The following is a 17,045-nucleotide window of genomic DNA, read 5'->3' on the forward strand; positions in this document are numbered from 1 at the left end:
AGAGGTGTATAAGAGACAGCCCCTAGCCCCCGACCCCTCTGTTCTCTGTTCTCGCTTGGTTTTGTCACAATAGTTTGGTTGCTGCGAATGCTGGCGGAACGAGCGCGTGATAGTTGCGTGATAGCCTCGGTTTATGCTGCTGGGCATTGAATGTGTCGCTAAGGAGGGTTCCATGCCACGCTTCGTGCTTCAGTTTGTGCTACTCATCGCACTTATCGTTAGTTTTAATCTCCCTGTAGCCCAAGCTCAACCTCAGGTTCTTTTGGCTCCCGACGAAATACAGGCCGTCGCCGATGATCAATTTTGGAATAATAGCGGCCTGATTGCAGGCGCAAATAACACCATTCGCGCCCTCAGTTCGCAATCTGGGGATTTATTTGTTGGTGGTTTGTTCGACCGCATTGCGGGCATCAGCGCCAATCGGGTGGCATTTTGGGATGGCAATCGCTGGAATGCAATGGGCAGTGGAGTCAACGGCCCAGTCGATGATCTCGATGCCTCAACTGGTGGCTCGGTGTATGTGGTTGGCTCGTTCAGCAGCGCTGGTGGAATTGCCGCCGATGGGATTGCGCGTTGGAATTCGGGCACTGGCCAATGGTCGGCATTGGCTACCAACGTCAACGGCGCGGTTACTGCGGTTCTGGTTCAACAAGTTGGCGGCAACGATGTGGTGTATGTTGGTGGCACATTCACCTCGATTAACGGCGTGAGTGCCAATCGCATCGCCAAGTTTAGCAATGGCGCTTGGTCGGCCTTGAGCAGCGGAATCAGTGGCGGAAGCGCGCCACAAATTTTTGATTTGGCGGTTAATCCAGCCAATGTCAACCAAATTGTGGCTGGTGGCACGTTTAGCTCAGCTGGCGGCAGCACTGCCAACAACGTGGCAATTTGGACTGGCTCGGCGTGGCAAAGCCTTGGCACTAGCAGCAGCAACGGGGTCAATAACACTGTGCGCTTTGTCGATTTTCGCGGCACGAATATGGTTGTGGTTGGCGGCAGTTTTAGCAACGCAGGCACCGTCACCAATGTTGGCGGTGCGGCGGTTTGGCAAGGCAGCAATACCTGGCAAGCCATGGCTGGACGCGGGGTTGCCGGCGATGTGCGCGGCATCGTCGAAAATGTGAATTTTACCTATGTGATGGGTAATTTTGGCAGTGGCGTAAACCCCAATGGCAATAGTGTTTTCTCGCCCAACATCGCCCGTTGGGATGGCAATATCTGGTCGCCTGTGCCGAATGCTTCGAATGCGCTTGGTACAAACGGGGGAATTTTACGCACCGAACGCTTTGGCAGCGGCAGCGATAGCTTTTTCATTGCTGGCGCGTTTGGCACAGCCCATGGCCTCGAATTGAATTTTGTAGGCATGGTTTTGCCGCAACAAGGCTTTTTGCCCGGCGCAGTTGATCGTTTCTTCCCCTTGGCGGGCGGCTTAGAAGGCGCGAACGCCAAAGTATTTGCGATTCAGCCACGTTCTGGCCAAATTATTGCCGCTGGCCGTTTTGATTTAGGCAGCAATCGCTTGCTCAACAATATTGCCAGTTTCGATCCGATTGAGCGGGTTTGGTCGCCCTTAGCTGGCTCAAACGATAGCGGCGTTAACGACGATGTGCGCGATTTGGCCTTGCGCGGCACTGATTTGATCGCGGTTGGTGAATTTAGCAAAGCAGGAGGTGTTGATGCAGCAGGAGTCGCCAGTTGGAATGGCTCAACCTGGACGGCTTTGGCAACGAGCATCAATGGGCGGGTCAATGCTGTGGCAGTCAGCGGCAGCGATATTTACATTGGTGGTGAATTTACCCAAGTTGATGGCGTGCCCGCCAATCGCATTGCCCGCTTGAGTGGCGGGGTCTGGCAAGCGTTGGGTGCTGGCAGCGATGGCGCAATCAACAGCTTGTTGTTCAAATCGGGCCAGTTGTATGCTGGTGGTTTGTTTGCCAACGCTGGCGGCGCTCCGGCCAGTAATCTTGCCCGCTGGAATGGCACAACGTGGCAAGCAATTGGCACGGGCACAAATGGCGAAGTGCTGGCGTTAGCCGATGTTAATAGCAGCACGCTGGCGGTTGGTGGTCGCTTTACCAGCGCTGGCGGTGTTGCCAACACCCGTGCAATTGCCTTGTTGAACCATAGTAGTTTGGCATGGACGGCGCTTGGCACTGGCACTGATGGCTATGTTACGAGCCTCGCCGTGCGTGGTGACGACCTGTATGCTGGTGGTTTGTTCAATCGGATGGATGGCCTAACCGTCAATCATGTGGCGCGTTGGAATGGCAGCAATTGGAATGCGCTGGGCAGTGGCGTTGCTGGCGGCAACCTTGCAAATAGCGAGGTTGGCGCATTAGCAATCAATGGCGATAATCTGTATGTTGGTGGGCGCTTTGATCGAGCTGGCGATAAAGTTTCGCATCGCTTTGCAGAATGGCGACAGCCAGAAGTCGATCTAAGCCTGAGACTTACTGATTCGCCTGATCCGGTAACGGTTGGCAATGCGATGAGCTACCGCGCCAGTGTCAGCAATTTGGGCACAATTAGCGCGAGCAGCGTTGTTTATGAGCAAAGCTTTGCGAGTACGTTGGTTTTTGGCCAAGTGACAACCTCGCAAGGCACGTGTAGCTTCCCCACTGCCACGACCTTGCGCTGTAATTTGGGCACGTTGGCGGCCAATGCCAGCGCCACCATTACGATTAATGCCACGCCCAGCCAAGTTGGCAGCATCAGTAGCACAGGCACGGCATCATCCCCAGCAAATGAGGCTTTTCCAAGCAACAACAGCCGCACGCTCACGACCCAAGTGATTGTGCCTGGCAATCCAGTGCCGACGATTAGCAACATCACGCCTGATAGCTTTATTCGTCAGCCAATTGGCTTTCCACCGCCGCCAGCAGTACGAATTACGGTCAATGGAACGGGCTTTGTGGCCAATTCCAAGGTGGTTGTGGATGGAACCGAACGCAGCACAAGCTTCATCAGCAGCAATCGGCTGGAATTTAGTATGCCAGCGACGACAAACCAAGGCCTCTATTCGGTGTTGGTGCGCAACCCAACGCCAGGCGGCGGCGATTCGAATAGCGTGAGTTTGCGAGTTTCGTTTGGAATCGTCGGCGTAAGCAGCATCACGCCCAATGTTGGCGGCACTGAGGTTGATTTGCAAACGACGTTCAGCGTGAGTTGGACACACACCACCGATCCATGGCGCATTATCGAGCACCTTGATTTGCGCTTGGTCGATGGCGATGGCGTGGCGTTGTGGGCACGCTTTACCGAGGGCGTTTCGGGCACATTCAGCCTGCTCGATAGCAACGGCGATGTGCTTGGCTATGCTACGGCGGGCACAAGCGAGCCATTAGAAAGCGATAGCGCGATTCTTGATCTGGCCGATAGCACCTTTGCAGGCAGCGGGCCAACCGGATTTAGCATGCAAGTAGATTTCACGGTGCGCTTCAAGGCCAGCGCCGCCGGACGACGCTACAACATTGAGCTTTATGCCACCGACGATAATGGCGGCGTGCAAGGCCCCGATGTGATGGGCACGTTCACTGTTGGCATTCACAATGTTTATCTACCAATGACGATTAAATAGTCTTCGATCCACGAATGACACGAAGAGCACGAATGTTTAGATTAGGTTGGAACCCTGCAATAAGTTCAATATTCAGGGTTCCAATCAATCCAACCTTCGCGCAACTTCGCGTTCTTCGTGGTTCCATTCCCCTGATCCCTAACCCCTAGCCCCTGAACCCTAATTTGTTACCAAGGGCAAATGGGTGAGCATCAGCGTTGGCGTAACGCTTACAACTGGCTCAACCGTAAATTGCTGCACGATTACTGGAACGCGACTTACCACTTCGCTGGGATTATTGGCCAACTCGCCGGTTCCATAGGTATCGATGCCGTAGGTCGAAACCAGTAGCGTCTGCGAAGGTAGGCTAATGCCAAATTCCGTCCAGCCAAAATAATGGCCCGCCAGATAGCGCCCGTGTAATAACCTCGTGCGTTCTGCGAATGGCGCATCGTATAAGCCGACTGGCGTGTAGCCAAACAGATTTAAATTGGTGTTGAGCCAACCTTCCGCCGCTGCATCCTGTTGCGGGTTGGGCAATTGTAAATAATTATTATAAGTGGTTGGCGTAATGATGCCCGTAGCCAACGCTGCTGAAGCCACCCTCGCGCCATACGGTGAGCTTGTAGCAACCGAGCCAACCGAAATCTCCCAAGCATTGGTTGGAATTTGTGGCTGGTTGGCAGCAGTTTGGTAGCTCAAATTATTGACAACTGTGCCATGAATATCGGCGGCAATAAACACCACATTTTCAATTCCATGTTGATTGATAAAGCTCAAAATACGCGTGCGCTCGGCGGCATAGCCCTCAAAGCGATCATTCGCCGCTGCGATGCCAAGGTTTTGAATTGGCTCTGGCACAACCACAAATTTCCACGTAACGTTGGCTTGCTGAGCCGCCAACAAATCGCTTTCGAGTTGCTCACGTTGGGCTTGGCCAAGCAGCGTGCGGGTTGGGCTGAAAACTGCGGTCAGAAAGGCGGCAATTTGGGCTTGTGTATTGTTGGGGGCGGCCAGCTTTTGGTCGCGGAATGAGCGCCCATCGAGCACAAAAAACGCTGCCATATTGCCATAGCGTTGGTAGCGATAAAGCTTGCGCTCGTTGGCAGTACGCGGATCGCCAGTTGCGCCATAAAATTGCTCATTCAGCGGGTTATATTCAACGAAGGCTTGGTAGCCTGCTTCAAAATAAGCAGTGTCATTGATATAGCTTGCATTTGAGGGCAAAAAGCGTGGATCGCTGCTCGGAGCCGCGCCACCAGCATGATCGTTGGCAACTTCGTGATCGTCGGTTGTCGCTAGCCAAGCAGTGGTTGCGCGTAAATCGGCCAAGCTATTCAAATTAAGCCGCGTGCTATAACTTTCGGTATGCTTCAAGCGAAATTCTGCTAAAGTTTTGGCGGTAGTGCCAAGCACCGGCGAGCCAATATCTGCATAAATCGAATCGCCAAGATGGATGAAAAGATCAAGTTTGCGTTGATCGGCGTTGGCTAAGGCCGGAAACGGCGCGAGTGCACCTTGTTGATCGCCGCTGGCCCCAAAGCGCAAATTGCTATAGCTGCCAAGCGCTGGCGCAGTGCGAAATTTGCCGCTTACCGAGGCATTATTGAGCGTTGTGGCGCGATAAAAATAGGTTGTGGCAGGTTGTAAATTGTTGATGCTGGTTTTGGCTGGCAGCATCAGGTCGCTGACCACAACTGGCACCAAGCCAATAATTGGGTTGAAATTGGCGTTGAGGCTATATTCAAAATTGACAGTGCCAAGGCTAGCAGCTCGCGCCCACAACACAGCACTGGTAGTCGTTACCTCGCCAACTGCTATGCCTTGGGGCAAATCGGCGGGTGGCAGAGTTTGATTGATTCGGCCATCACTTGAGCTGCTTGACCAACTTCCAACTAGCAAGCAACCTAAACAACATAGCCCGAAAATGCGGCGCATGTTCAACTCCTTGTTGATAGTGGAAAAATCCCCCCAAGTCTAGGTGTTTTGTCAATCCACAAATTGGCCAAATAATGGTAGGATACTGCAACAGCATCTTGCACCTGAGGCACCCCATGGCAAAAACCACCGCCGCGCCCCGTCAGATTGAGGATCTGCTTCAAACTTCGAATGAGCAACGGATTAAGTTGTTTAGTTTGGTCGAAGGTTTAGCGTTGTTCGCCGTTATGCTCATTTTGCTTTTCGCTGGCAATGGCCAACAATTGCAAATTGGCCTGAGCATTTGTGGTATTGCTGGCACAATGTTGGCCATAACCTTTGCCATGCGCCGTTCGCGCTACGTCGAATGGCTCATTTACCTCAATTTGGCCTCGATTACGCTTATGCTTTCGTTAACGGGGCCAATTATTGGCGAAGTTGATGGCTCAGTTTGGGTTTTGTTTCAAGTGCCGCCATTAATTGCCACGATTGTGCTCAATACCTCACGCGCAACCACGATTATTTGTATTGCTTCGATGATTATTCTTTCGCTTGTAATTGGCAGCGAATTCACTGGGATTATTCCAATTAAGTTTTTGGTTCCTAAATCGGCCTTATTGATTAATTTCTTCTGCCAATTATTAGTGCTGGCGGTGATTGCGGTGACGGTGCGTTTGTTGGTTGGGCGCGCCAAACGGGCCTTTGCAGTGGTAGCGCAAACTGAGGCTAAACTTGAACAGCAATTAGCCAAAGAGCGTGAATTGGCGCTTCAGCGCGAGCAATTGAATGCGCAATTGAGCCAAAGCCTAGCCGAAATTAGCCAGCGCGATAGCCAAATTCAGGCTGAGCAAGCGGCGCAAGCTGCTTTGCGTGCCCAGTTGCGCCAGTTGAGCCTGCCCGTCATTCCGGTGCTCAAACATACGGTTGTTATGCCCTTGGTCGGCGATCTTTTAGCCACTTCAAGCGAGGGCATCGAAGAAACGTTGCTGGCTGGAGCTAGTTATCATCGGGCCAAAATTGCAATTTTAGATGTTACTGGCGTGCCAACGATTGATACTGAGCTTGGGCGGCGCTTAATGCAGGCCACGGCGGCGGCGCGTTTGCTCGGCGTTCAGACCATTATTGCTGGAATTCGGCCTGATGTGGCCCAAACCTTGGTTAGTTTAGGGATTGATTTTCGATCGGTGGTAACCGTTGCCAGTTTGCAAGATGGTGTTGCGATTGCGATTAAACGTTTAGGCATGGGCTAATTCATGCTACAATTTGGCAATTCCCCAACTGTCACGACAGGATTTAGGCTGAATAGTACCTTTTGTGCCTGCGTAGGCTAGAATATGCCGTATCAGCGATTTATCAGCAGCTCACGAGCAACGTTTGATTGACGCTAGAATCTGCCACGCCCTATGATAGAGCGCATCTGACATAACGATTGATGGGGGCAGTTATGATGAGTAGTATGGCCGCAGTTGCGCCAAACCCACAAGCAGTTGCTTGGGCCAAAGCTGGTTTGTTGGCAATCAAATATGGGCGTTATCGTGATAGTGCCGCTTTGTTGACCCGCGCCGTTAAAATCGACCCTATGTTGGGCGAAGCATGGCGCTGGTTGGGCGCGTTGCACAGCGGTCAACGCCAAGCCTATTGTTTACGTTGGGCGCAACGTTCGTTGCCTCGGGCCACGATTCCGCGTTTGCCCAGCGTGGTTGCTGCTCCTGCACCAAGTGTGCGCAGCAAAGCCAAACCGCAACGGCGGCGCAACTGGCGCAGAATTGCCCGTTGGTCGAGCGCAGCAGCGCTGGCGGCCTTGCTTGGTTTTGGCGGTTTTCAAGCTGCCTATGCCAATCGCGTCTATCCTGGGGTGCAAGCCTTTGGCCAATCACTGAGCGGCTTGACCAGCAACGAGGCGGCGCATGCGATTCTGCCAACCTTACAGGCTTGGAACAACCACCATTTTAAAGTTCAATTAGGCGATCAAACGGCGATTGTGCCATTAAATGCCTTGACTAGCTTTGATCCCCAAGTGATTGCTGATCGCGCCTTGCAGATTGGCCGCGAAGATTCGTGGTCGGAGCGGCTGAGCAACCAAAGTTTGGGGATTGTCAGCACAATCAAAGCTGATGGTCTTTTGCTGAATCAACAATCACTTGATAACGCCATCCAAACCTTGGCTGAAGCCAGCGATCGGCCTGCGGTTGATGCCCAATTTCAGCGCAATCCGGATGGCACTTGGGCGGTCAGCAACGATGTGATTGGCTTAAAACTAGATCATGCACAAACCAAGGCCGCCTTTCAAGCGGCTTGGAATAACATCGATTGGGCCGCCGCGCCACGTGATTATACTGTGCTGGTGGTGCAAGAAGGCTTGCAACCACACCAAAAAGCCACTGAGCTTAACGCCATTTTGCCAAAGCTCAATCAACAAACTGCCGCGCCATTAATGCTGACGATCAATGGCACGCAGCATCAATTTGATCGGGCTAGCTTGCTCGATCTCAGCAAATTGCCGCAAGCTGGACAGGGCTTTGGCCAAAATAGGCCAGCAATTGCCGCCTTGGTGCAAGAATTAGCCAAAACCTACGATCAACCAGCTCAAGCTTCGCGCTTGGTGCGCAACGGCAACCGCGCCACCGAATGGCATTTTGGCCAAATTGGCTACACGCTCGATCAAGCCCAACTTCAAACCCAAATTGGCCAAGCTCTGAGCACGGCCAATAACCAAACGTTGAGTTTTAATCTGCATGAAACTGCTCCCCCAGCAGGCGAGCTTGAAGCGCTGGGCATTTATCAAGTGCTTGGGGTTGGCGCATCGGATTTCAGTTCGTACCCAGATTACAATCGTGACCGCAATGTTGAAGTTGGTGGCAAGGAATTTGATGGTCTACTGATTGCTCCTGGTGAAGTTGTATCGTTTGGTGGCACGGTTGGCGATATTTCGCTCGAAAAAGGCTACCAAATTGGCGAAATGATTGAAAATGGCATGTCGGTGCCAAGCATTGGTGGCGGAATTTGCCAGGTTTCGACGACCCTGTTTCGGGCGGCATTTTGGGCTGGTTTGCCCATCGAGGAGCGCCATAACCATAGCTGGCGTTTGGCATGGTACGAAGTCGATGCGCCGCCAGGCATGGATGCCACGATTGCCTTGGGCGGGCCGGATTTGAAATTCCGTAACGACACCAACGGCTATATTTTGATCGATGTCGACACTGATTTGGTCAACAAAAACCAAACTTTTACCTTGTATGGCAGCGACACTGGCCGCACAGTAACGATGGAAGCAACTGGCAACGGCTGGAATGCCTTCCAAATTTTTCGGACTATTAGCGAACGCGATGGCACAAGCCGCAGCGACCGCTGGAATAGCTATTATACGCAGTAGGGAGGCTTTGTGGAGCCAAAAGCACCAGAACCAATCATCAAAACAATTCCCACTTGGCGCGATTTAGCCCGCTGGACGCTGACAGCCTTTGCAATTTGGCTGGTGCTGTGGTTGCTCTGGCGCACTGGTAATCAACTGTTGCCATTTGTTTTTGGCTTGGTATTTGCCTATTTGTTGCTGCCGCTGGTCAACAAATTGGAACGTTGGATTCCGCGTTGGGCGGCGATTGTGGTGGTGTATTTGGTGGGCTTGGGAATTTTGGTTGGCTCGGTGCTCTATATTGTGCCGCCTGCAATCAGCCAAGTCGATGGGTTTATTCGCTCGTTGCCTGGTTTTTATGAAAATACGCTTGAACCAAAAATTAACGAAGGGCTCACCTGGTATCGTAGCGAAGTACCAGCCACAATTCAAGAAGATATTGATAAGCAGGTAAGCAACGGCATCAATACCATCAAAGAAAATGCTACCAATTATGTTGAAACTGGGGTAAGTGGCATTTTAAACGGCTTAGGGGTGGTTTTCCAAACCCTGATCTTCCTTGCTGGCTTTTTGATTATTCCGTTTTGGCTGTTTTATGTGTTGCTTGATGAGCGTAAGGGCAAGGCCGCGATTATTCGCATGATCCCCAAATCCATTCGCACCGATGTATTAACTGTGCTTTCAATCTTCGATCGCGTGTTTTCAGCCTATATTCGCGGCCAATTAATCCTTGGCTTGGTGATTGCGATTATGTCGTATATTGGTTTGTGGGCTGTTGATTTGATCATGCCTGGCGAAATTCCGTACAAGTTGCTATTGGCTTTGGTTGCTGGCTTTACTGAATTAATCCCCGTGATTGGGCCAATTATTGGGGCAATTCCGGCGGTGATTGTGGGCTTAACCACCTCGTTGCCGATGGGTTTGGTGATTGCTGGCTTGTATATTCTGATCCAGCAGATTGAAAATAATTTCTTAGTGCCACGGATTATTGGCGCGATTGTCGAAATTCACGCCGCAATTTTGATGGTGCTTTTGGTGGTTGCTGGCACGGTTTCAGGGCTTTTGGGGGTCATTATCTTCGCGCCCATGGCAGCAGTTGCCCGCGATAGCTATCAATATATCAATGGTCGGTTGCGCCAACCAGACGATCCACGCTATTTACGAGCTGGCGAGTTGCCGTGGGAACATAAAGAAGAGCCGGAAACGCCGATGCCGCCGATGCTTGCCTTTCAAAACAAAGCCTAATTGATCACGGCCCCTTGGTTTGTGCTCATTCCAAGGGGCTTTTGCTTAAGCAAATTTTAGAACCATACTGCATAACACCACTCATCGTAGTATAATAGCGCCATCTTGGACTTGGGGAGACCGATCCATGGGCCGCAACTCGTCTTTTCGCATTTGGCTAACTCGTATTCGTCCTCTTGCTTGGGCCTTAGCTTGCTTTGCGCTCGTGCTTTTTGGCTACACGTTTAGCACCAGCATTCCAACTGATCGCTTGACGATTATTGCGAGTGTTTTAGGTGTAACTGCTGTGGCGTTGCCATGGCTTTTTAATCCCGAAGGCGATTGGCGCGAGTTGCGCACGCTTGGTATTTTGGCCTTGCCGTTGAGCGTGGCGATTCTCAGCGAAGGCTATCATACGGCGCTCTGGTCGGTGTTGCTGATTCCAGCGATTGCGATTCCGCAAATGTTGCCACCCCGTTGGGCCTTCAGCGCAATTGGCTTGATGGTAATTGCTTGGGCTGTCAGCAATGTGTTGGTTCCGGCGGTTGATGTTGAAACGGTTGCGTTGGAAGTTGGTTTGCGCAGCTTGGGCTTTGTTTTGGTTGCAGTTGCGGTCTGGTTGGCGGCGCGACCGCGCTTTGATTACCCAGCGATGCTGCCAGAAGCACCGATTCGGCGGGCAACCAGAGCTGCCGAGCGTTTGCGTGGCTCGCTTAGCCCAGAAGAAACCCTCGAAGAATTGGCCAGCGCCGCCAAAGCCTGTGGCCCGTTTATTTTTGCGAGCGCTTCAACCGTCGATTGGCGGGCGCGCACGCTGCGCATGGCGGTGGCAATTGGCGCAAGTGGCCGCACGCTTGGCGCAACCGAAATGCTCTCAATTCCATGGGACGAGATTTCGGTGCTGTTGCGCGACGACCGCCGCATTGGCGATAATGCCTATTTGGCCGATTCGCTGCCCTTCCGCGATATTGCTGGCGAGCACTATATGCTGGTGCCAGTCCGCACCGCAACTGGCGAGATTTGTGGTTTGCTGACGGTTGGCGACGATGATCCCAAGGCCCGCAAACGTCTGACCGACACCGCGCCGCTGCTCGAATTGTTGGCCTCGCAAGCTGCCGCCGTGCTGGAAAACGCTGCGCTGCAAAATACCTTGGCGCAACGCATCGAGGCTACGACCGCCGAAATGGGTCGTACCGCCGAAGATGCCATGCGCGCCCGGACCCGCGCCGAAAGTATGTATCAGATTGTGCGCGCGCTGAGCGGCACGCTCGAACCGCAACCATTGCTTGATCAAGCGCTCTTACTGATTGCCCAAGCGACTCAAGCAGAACGCGGCGGGATTATGCTGATCGATCCCAAGAGCGGACGCTTGGCATTTAGCACCAATCTTGATCGCAACATTACACGCACCGAGGCCATTTCGTTGGAACGTGGCCAAGGCTTGGCTGGTTGGGTCGTTGAGCATCGTGCTCCCGTGATCATCCCCAACACTGCCGAAGATAACCGTTGGATGGTGCGCACCGAATACGACAAAAAAGGTCGTTCGGCGCTGGCCGTGCCAATGGAGCAAGATGGGCGGGTTGCAGGCGTGATTGTGCTGATCAACAGCCGCATCAATCACTTTACCCAAGAACATATTCAATTTGTGCAGGTCATTGGTGATCAAGTGATGACGATGCTCAGCAATGTGCAGCTTTATCGAGCCACAACCGAGCAAGCCCGCCGCTTGAGCCAAGCCCTCGAACAGCGCGAAGAAGAAGTCAGTCGTAGTTTGGCGATTGTGCGTTCGATCGGCGATGGCGTGGTAGTCGGCGATCGGGTTGGCCGCATTCGGTTGATCAACCCAGCCGCCGAGCAATTGCTCAATATCGAAGCCGTCGAATGGCTCGGTAAGCCGTTGATGAGCCTGCCTGGTGCGCCTGAGAGCGAGCCACGCCTGACCGAAAAGCAAACCTACCAACAATTTGAGCTAAGTGGGCGCATGATTCGGGCATCGAGTACGCCGGTGTTTACCTCGCAAAGTGAATGGCTTGGCAGCGTGGTGGTTTATCACGATATTACGGCTGCTGAATTGGCTGATCGTATGAAGACTGAGTTTGTCGCCACCGCCTCGCACGAATTGCGCACCCCATTGACCTCGATCAGCGGCTATATTGATTTGCTGATGTTGCATACGCTTGGCCCCTTGACCGAGCAACAACGCCAATTTCTGAGCGTCGTCAAAAACAACATCGAACGCTTGAACGCAATTCTCAACGATTTGCTCGACGTTTCGCGCATCGAATCGGGCAAAGTGCGCCTGCAACGCAAGCCAATTAATCTTGACGAGCTGATTCAATCCACCGTCATGGCAATTCATCAACAATGGAGCGGCAAGCAAATTTCTTTGGCGCTTGATGTGCCAGATGATTTGCCACCGATGATCGCCGACCCCGAACGGATGCGCCAAATCGTCACCAATTTGATCTCGAATGCCTACAAATATACCCGCGATGGCGGGCGCATCGATGTGGTGGTGAGCAATGGCAGCGATTCAGTTACCTTGGCGGTCAAAGATAGCGGCGTGGGGATTGCTGCTGATGATCAACAGCATATTTTCACCCGTTTCTTCCGCTCGGAAAACCCACTCAAGGAGCAGGCTGGCGGCACTGGCTTGGGCCTAAACATCACCAAATCGTTGGTAGAATTGCACGGCGGCAAAATCTGGTTTGATAGCGAAGAAGGTCGCGGCACGACCTTTACAGTGCAACTGCCAGTTGGCGGTGATTCCGACTGGACTCCTGCTTCATGGCTTGAGGGCGTATAAAAGGAGTTGATCATGACAACCCAAACCTTGATTGATCTCCAAAGCTTTCTTCAAGCAGATTTTTCGCATGCTGAATTAGTTCATGGAGTAGTGCAACCTGTGAGTCCTGTTCAACTCCAACATAGTTTGGTTGTTACCAAATTACTCGTTAGGCTTAGTTTATGGAACCAATCCCAGCAACAACCTGGCCTCGTTGGCACGGAATTAGGCTTTGTGCTTGGCCCAAATACCCTCCGCGCCGCTGATGTGTTTTTTATTAATGCAGATCAGCTTGGGTTGCAGCAACGCAGTGATGGCTATTGGCAAGGTGCGCCAACTGTAGCGGTTGAGGTCATCTCGCCCAATGAACGAGCCATTGACGTTGAAGAGAAGATCAATGATTATTTGGCGGCAAATGTCCAGTTAATGTGGATCATCTATCCACGTTTGGGCAGCGTGCATCAGATTGAAGCAAATCAACAACGCTTGGTTTTGGGGAGCAACGATTGCCTCGAGCATGTGCGACTGTTACCCCAATTTATTGTGCCAATTCGTGAGTTATTAAGCTAATGCGGCGGCGTAAAGTCCAACCGTTGAACGACCAGCGGCGCGAGGTGCTATTATGGTTGGCGCAACGCAGCTGGACGGTGGCCCAACTTGCGGCGGCGAGTGGTTGCGATCCGGCAGTTCTACGGGCTTGGTTGGAAGGCAAGCGTTCATTGAGTGAAGCCGAACGCTTAGCGATTGAGGAAGCACTACAACAGCATCATGAATAAACTTTATTTTGGCGATAATCTGGCTGTTTTGGCGAGCCTGCCAGCATCCAGCTATGATTTAATCTACATTGACCCGCCTTTCAACACTGGCAAAGTGCAAAGTCGCACCCAATTGCGCACCGTTCGCTCCGAGCACGGCGATCGGGTTGGCTTTGGCGGGCATCGCTATAGCAGTATCAAAGTTGGCGAGCGGGCCTATGGCGATAGTTTTGATGATTTTCTGGCCTTTATTGAGCCACGTTTGCTCGAAGCCTACCGTTTGCTGAAACCGCAAGGCAGTTTCTTTTTTCATATTGATTATCGCGAAGTGCATTATTGCAAGGTGCTGCTCGACCAGATTTTTGGCCGCGATTCGTTTATCAACGAAATTATTTGGGCCTACGATTACGGTGCGCGCTCGCGCAAAAAATGGTCAACCAAGCACGATACGATTCTGTGGTATGCCAAAGATCCAGAAAACTACACCTTTAATTATGCGGCAATCGACCGTATTCCCTACATGGCTCCTGGCTTAGTTGGGCCTGAGAAGGCAGCGCGCGGCAAAACGCCGACTGATGTTTGGTGGAACACGATTGTTAGCCCGAATGGCAAGGAAAAAACTGGTTACCCAACCCAAAAACCGCTAGCGATTCTCAACCGCATTGTGCGTGTCCACTCCAACCCCAACGATCAACTGCTGGATTTTTTTGCTGGTAGTGGCTCATTTGGCGAGGCTGCCGCGCGCAATGGCCGCAACTTCACCTTGATCGATCAAAATCCCCAAGCAATCGAGGTGATGCGCCAACGCCTAGCTTTTGCCGAGCCAGAATTTTACGAAATAACCAAGGATATTATTTAACCACGAAGGACACGAAGAGCATGAATGTTGGGCCAGTTGGAAACCTGAGTTTTGTACAAATATCAGAGAACCAATAACCCAACCTTAGTGAAACTTCGTGTCCTTCGTGGTTAAAAACTCAACAGCTATTTCCAGCTATCATTGCGGGTAACGCTGCCGCTACCGGGCGTGGTGAAGCTGCGGTTCGTCCCGCTTTCCCACGTTACATTGCCTGCGCCATCTTTCTTGATGTATTTGTATTCGATGGCGGTGTTGGCTGGCACGTTGATTGTTTTGCTCCAAACTGGGTAGCTTGCTGATGAGAGCAGCACAGCATTGGCGGTATTCCAGCTGCCAAGCGCCGCAACATTGCCAATGACATAGACATTTTGGCCCCAAGTTGTGGTGGCATTTTCGTTGAAGGTCACAGCAATTGTGCTGCTTGGTGGGGTTGTTGGTACTGGTGGCGTGGTTGGCACTGGTGTTGGGTTTGTGCCATTGATTTTTGCGCCACCGTGAATTGCCACCGAATCCATCGCGGCGACAGTGATCGTTGCTTGACCGCTGCCATTGACGCTGACGGTTGGGCCTGAACAAACCCCATTATTGAAATCGCCGTGAATCACATCGCAGTAGCTGCCTGCTGGCAAGCCAGTGGCGAACGTGCGATTTAGGCTGCTGCCTTCGCGATTGATGGCGACAAAACCCAAGCTGCCACGGCTGAATGAGATTTGATTATTGCCATTCGACCACCAATTGCTGGTGCTAAATGCCGTGCTGGTGTAGTTGCGGAAGCCGACCATGTTGGCAATGCCGCGCCAGCGATGCTCACAAACCCAGTTGCTGCCGCCACAATCGGCGGTGTTGCCGTTGTAAACATTGCTGCTTGGTGGGCCTTGGTCTCCATTGCTGAAATTGTAGCTCGACATAACTTGGGGGTAGCCATACGGCCAAGCCAAGGCAAAGACGTTGGCAAGTTCGTAGAGTTTGCCATCTTTGAAGGTCACCACGTTGCCAGCGCCGCCATGGCCGCGTTGGTTATCGTGGTTGTCGGTAAAGACCACAGCGCTATCGCTGGCGATAAAGCCCCATGGTGTGCCGAAGTTGCTCATGTTGGCGAGCTTATCGGTTTTGAACATGCGGCCAATGTTGGTGCTGTATTTGAACTCGGTTACATCGCCGTTGCCGGTGTATTCGCCAGAGGTAATTGGCTCGCCGCCTTGATCAATCACTTCTTGATAGATATAAGGATTGCTGGCGCGGCTCATGATGTTGGCGATGTCGGCGGCGGGCATGTGTTTGGCGGCATCGATGCGGAAGCCAGCCACGCCCAAACCACGCAGATCATTGAGGTAGGCAGCTAATTTGCCGCGCACATAATCTGATTCAGTTTTGAGGTCGGCGAGGTTCACCAACTCACAATTTTGCACTTCCCAACGATCTTGGTAGTTGCTAATATCGTCGTTGCCATTGCGGCCACAGTGGTGGAAATCTTGGCTTTGGTAGTTGCTGGGGTAGGTATAGCTGCTATAGCTCGTGCCAGCAACGCCAGTGCCGCTGCCAACGCCAGTCATGTGGTTGATCACAGCATCGACATAAATATCTACGCCAACTGCTTTACAGCGTGAAACCATATTGGCAAACTCGGCGCGAGTGCCAGAGCGGCTTTGAATTTGATAACTGACTGGTTGATAGCGCGTCCACCATTGCGCGCCTTGGATATGTTCTTGGGGTGGAGAGACTTGAACCGCAGAGAAGCCTTTGGGTCCGAGCCAATTTTCGCATTCTTTGGCGATGTCAGTCCATTTCCATTCGAATAAATGGACGAAAACCGTGCGTGGTGTCGTTTGAGCTTGGGTTGCTCGTGGAGCGGTTCCAAGGAAGCCAACCGAGAAGATGATCACAACCAAGACGAACAGTGTCAACCGCGCGATTGCGCGAGTGGTCCGTGACATAAACGACCCTCCTTTGGGACGTGAACGGTTGATCGAGTCAAGGCAGCTGGATGATACTCAGGCCTAGGATGTTCGAGATCACACAGCATCTACGGGGAATGAATCAACGGCGATCCATCGAGCCACTATCAATTTGTTTATAGAGCGAACAAAGTTTTAGCCCTAGAAAAATACCGTCGTACAAAGCTGAAATGATGGCTGGCGTTGTGAGCACGATTAGGCAAATGTCCCGATTTGGGCTGGTACTTTTGGTTCGTTCGTTTGTTGGACGAAGTATACACAAGCGATCTAGGCTTGTCAAGCAAAAAGATTTAGCTTTTTAATCATTTGGTGAGCTATGGGGATCGGGGGTTGGTTGTTGGGGGTCGGTGCTGAGATACTGTCGTTGTAGTTGCGATCCCCGATCGCCAGCCCCTGATCCCCGACATTATAAGGATAGGGGTTTAGCAAGTGGTCTGCTATAGAGCGTTCCCTCACCCCCAACCCCCTCTCCCACTGGATGCGGGCGAGGGGGAGCCTTCGGTATCATCACGATTCATGCAAGAACCACTGAATGAAAGCCCCTCGCCCGCGCCACAGGAGAGGGGTTGGGGTGAGGGGATCTTACAACCTGCCCTTGAAAGCGATCCCCAATCCCTGACCCCTGATCCCCAGCCTCTGATC

At 52.2% G+C, this 17,045-nt stretch carries 10 protein-coding genes; 8 read left to right on the forward strand and 2 right to left on the reverse strand.

Annotated features, from left to right (window positions below; genetic code table 11):
- Window positions 1–172 precede the first annotated feature (172 nt).
- The gene (locus C5S61_RS24545; RefSeq protein ID WP_110519880.1) at window positions 173–3,577 is read left to right on the forward strand and encodes a choice-of-anchor Z repeating domain-containing protein; all 3,405 of its coding nucleotides are present in this window, start codon (window positions 173–175) and stop codon (window positions 3,575–3,577) included.
- A 159-nt stretch (window positions 3,578–3,736) separates the two neighbouring features.
- Here the strand turns inward: C5S61_RS24545 and C5S61_RS24550 are convergent, their stop codons facing one another.
- On the reverse strand, window positions 3,737–5,494 hold the full coding sequence (locus tag C5S61_RS24550; protein WP_110519882.1) for an alkaline phosphatase D family protein: 1,758 nt from the start codon (window positions 5,492–5,494) through the stop codon (window positions 3,737–3,739).
- Window positions 5,495–5,610: 116 nt separating this feature from the next.
- On the opposite strand from C5S61_RS24550, the gene C5S61_RS24555 reads away from it, so the two are divergent.
- The 7 genes from C5S61_RS24555 to C5S61_RS24585 all read left to right on the forward strand — a co-directional run bounded on the left by C5S61_RS24555 (window position 5,611) and on the right by C5S61_RS24585 (window position 14,448).
- The gene (locus C5S61_RS24555; protein WP_164689765.1) at window positions 5,611–6,723 is read left to right on the forward strand and encodes an STAS domain-containing protein; all 1,113 of its coding nucleotides are present in this window, start codon (window positions 5,611–5,613) and stop codon (window positions 6,721–6,723) included.
- Window positions 6,724–6,917: 194 nt separating this feature from the next.
- Window positions 6,918–8,846, forward strand: coding sequence for a VanW family protein (locus tag C5S61_RS24560; protein WP_164689766.1), 1,929 nt, complete (start codon window positions 6,918–6,920; stop codon window positions 8,844–8,846).
- 9 nt (window positions 8,847–8,855) lie between these two features.
- Window positions 8,856–10,070, forward strand: coding sequence for an AI-2E family transporter (locus C5S61_RS24565; RefSeq protein WP_110519888.1), 1,215 nt, complete (start codon window positions 8,856–8,858; stop codon window positions 10,068–10,070).
- A 127-nt stretch (window positions 10,071–10,197) separates the two neighbouring features.
- Entirely contained in the window at window positions 10,198–12,855 is a 2,658-nt protein-coding gene (locus C5S61_RS24570; RefSeq protein WP_110519890.1) for an ATP-binding protein, read from the forward strand.
- A gap of 12 nt (window positions 12,856–12,867) precedes the next feature.
- Window positions 12,868–13,404, forward strand: coding sequence for a Uma2 family endonuclease (locus C5S61_RS24575; protein ID WP_110519892.1), 537 nt, complete (start codon window positions 12,868–12,870; stop codon window positions 13,402–13,404).
- The gene (locus C5S61_RS24580; protein WP_110519894.1) at window positions 13,404–13,610 is read left to right on the forward strand and encodes a helix-turn-helix domain-containing protein; all 207 of its coding nucleotides are present in this window, start codon (window positions 13,404–13,406) and stop codon (window positions 13,608–13,610) included. Before C5S61_RS24575 ends, C5S61_RS24580 begins: the two co-directional genes overlap by 1 nt.
- Window positions 13,603–14,448 (forward strand): DNA-methyltransferase, encoded by an 846-nt coding sequence (locus tag C5S61_RS24585; protein ID WP_110519896.1) that lies wholly within the window; start codon window positions 13,603–13,605, stop codon window positions 14,446–14,448. The genes C5S61_RS24580 and C5S61_RS24585 overlap by 8 nt, the downstream gene beginning before the upstream one ends.
- Before the next feature lie 125 nt (window positions 14,449–14,573).
- Here the strand turns inward: C5S61_RS24585 and C5S61_RS24590 are convergent, their stop codons facing one another.
- Window positions 14,574–16,382, reverse strand: coding sequence for a carbohydrate-binding module family 20 domain-containing protein (locus C5S61_RS24590; RefSeq protein WP_110519899.1), 1,809 nt, complete (start codon window positions 16,380–16,382; stop codon window positions 14,574–14,576).
- Between the last annotated feature and the right edge of the window lie 663 nt (window positions 16,383–17,045).

Source organism: Herpetosiphon llansteffanensis, assembly GCF_003205875.1.
GTDB classification, from domain to species: domain Bacteria; phylum Chloroflexota; class Chloroflexia; order Chloroflexales; family Herpetosiphonaceae; genus Herpetosiphon; species Herpetosiphon llansteffanensis.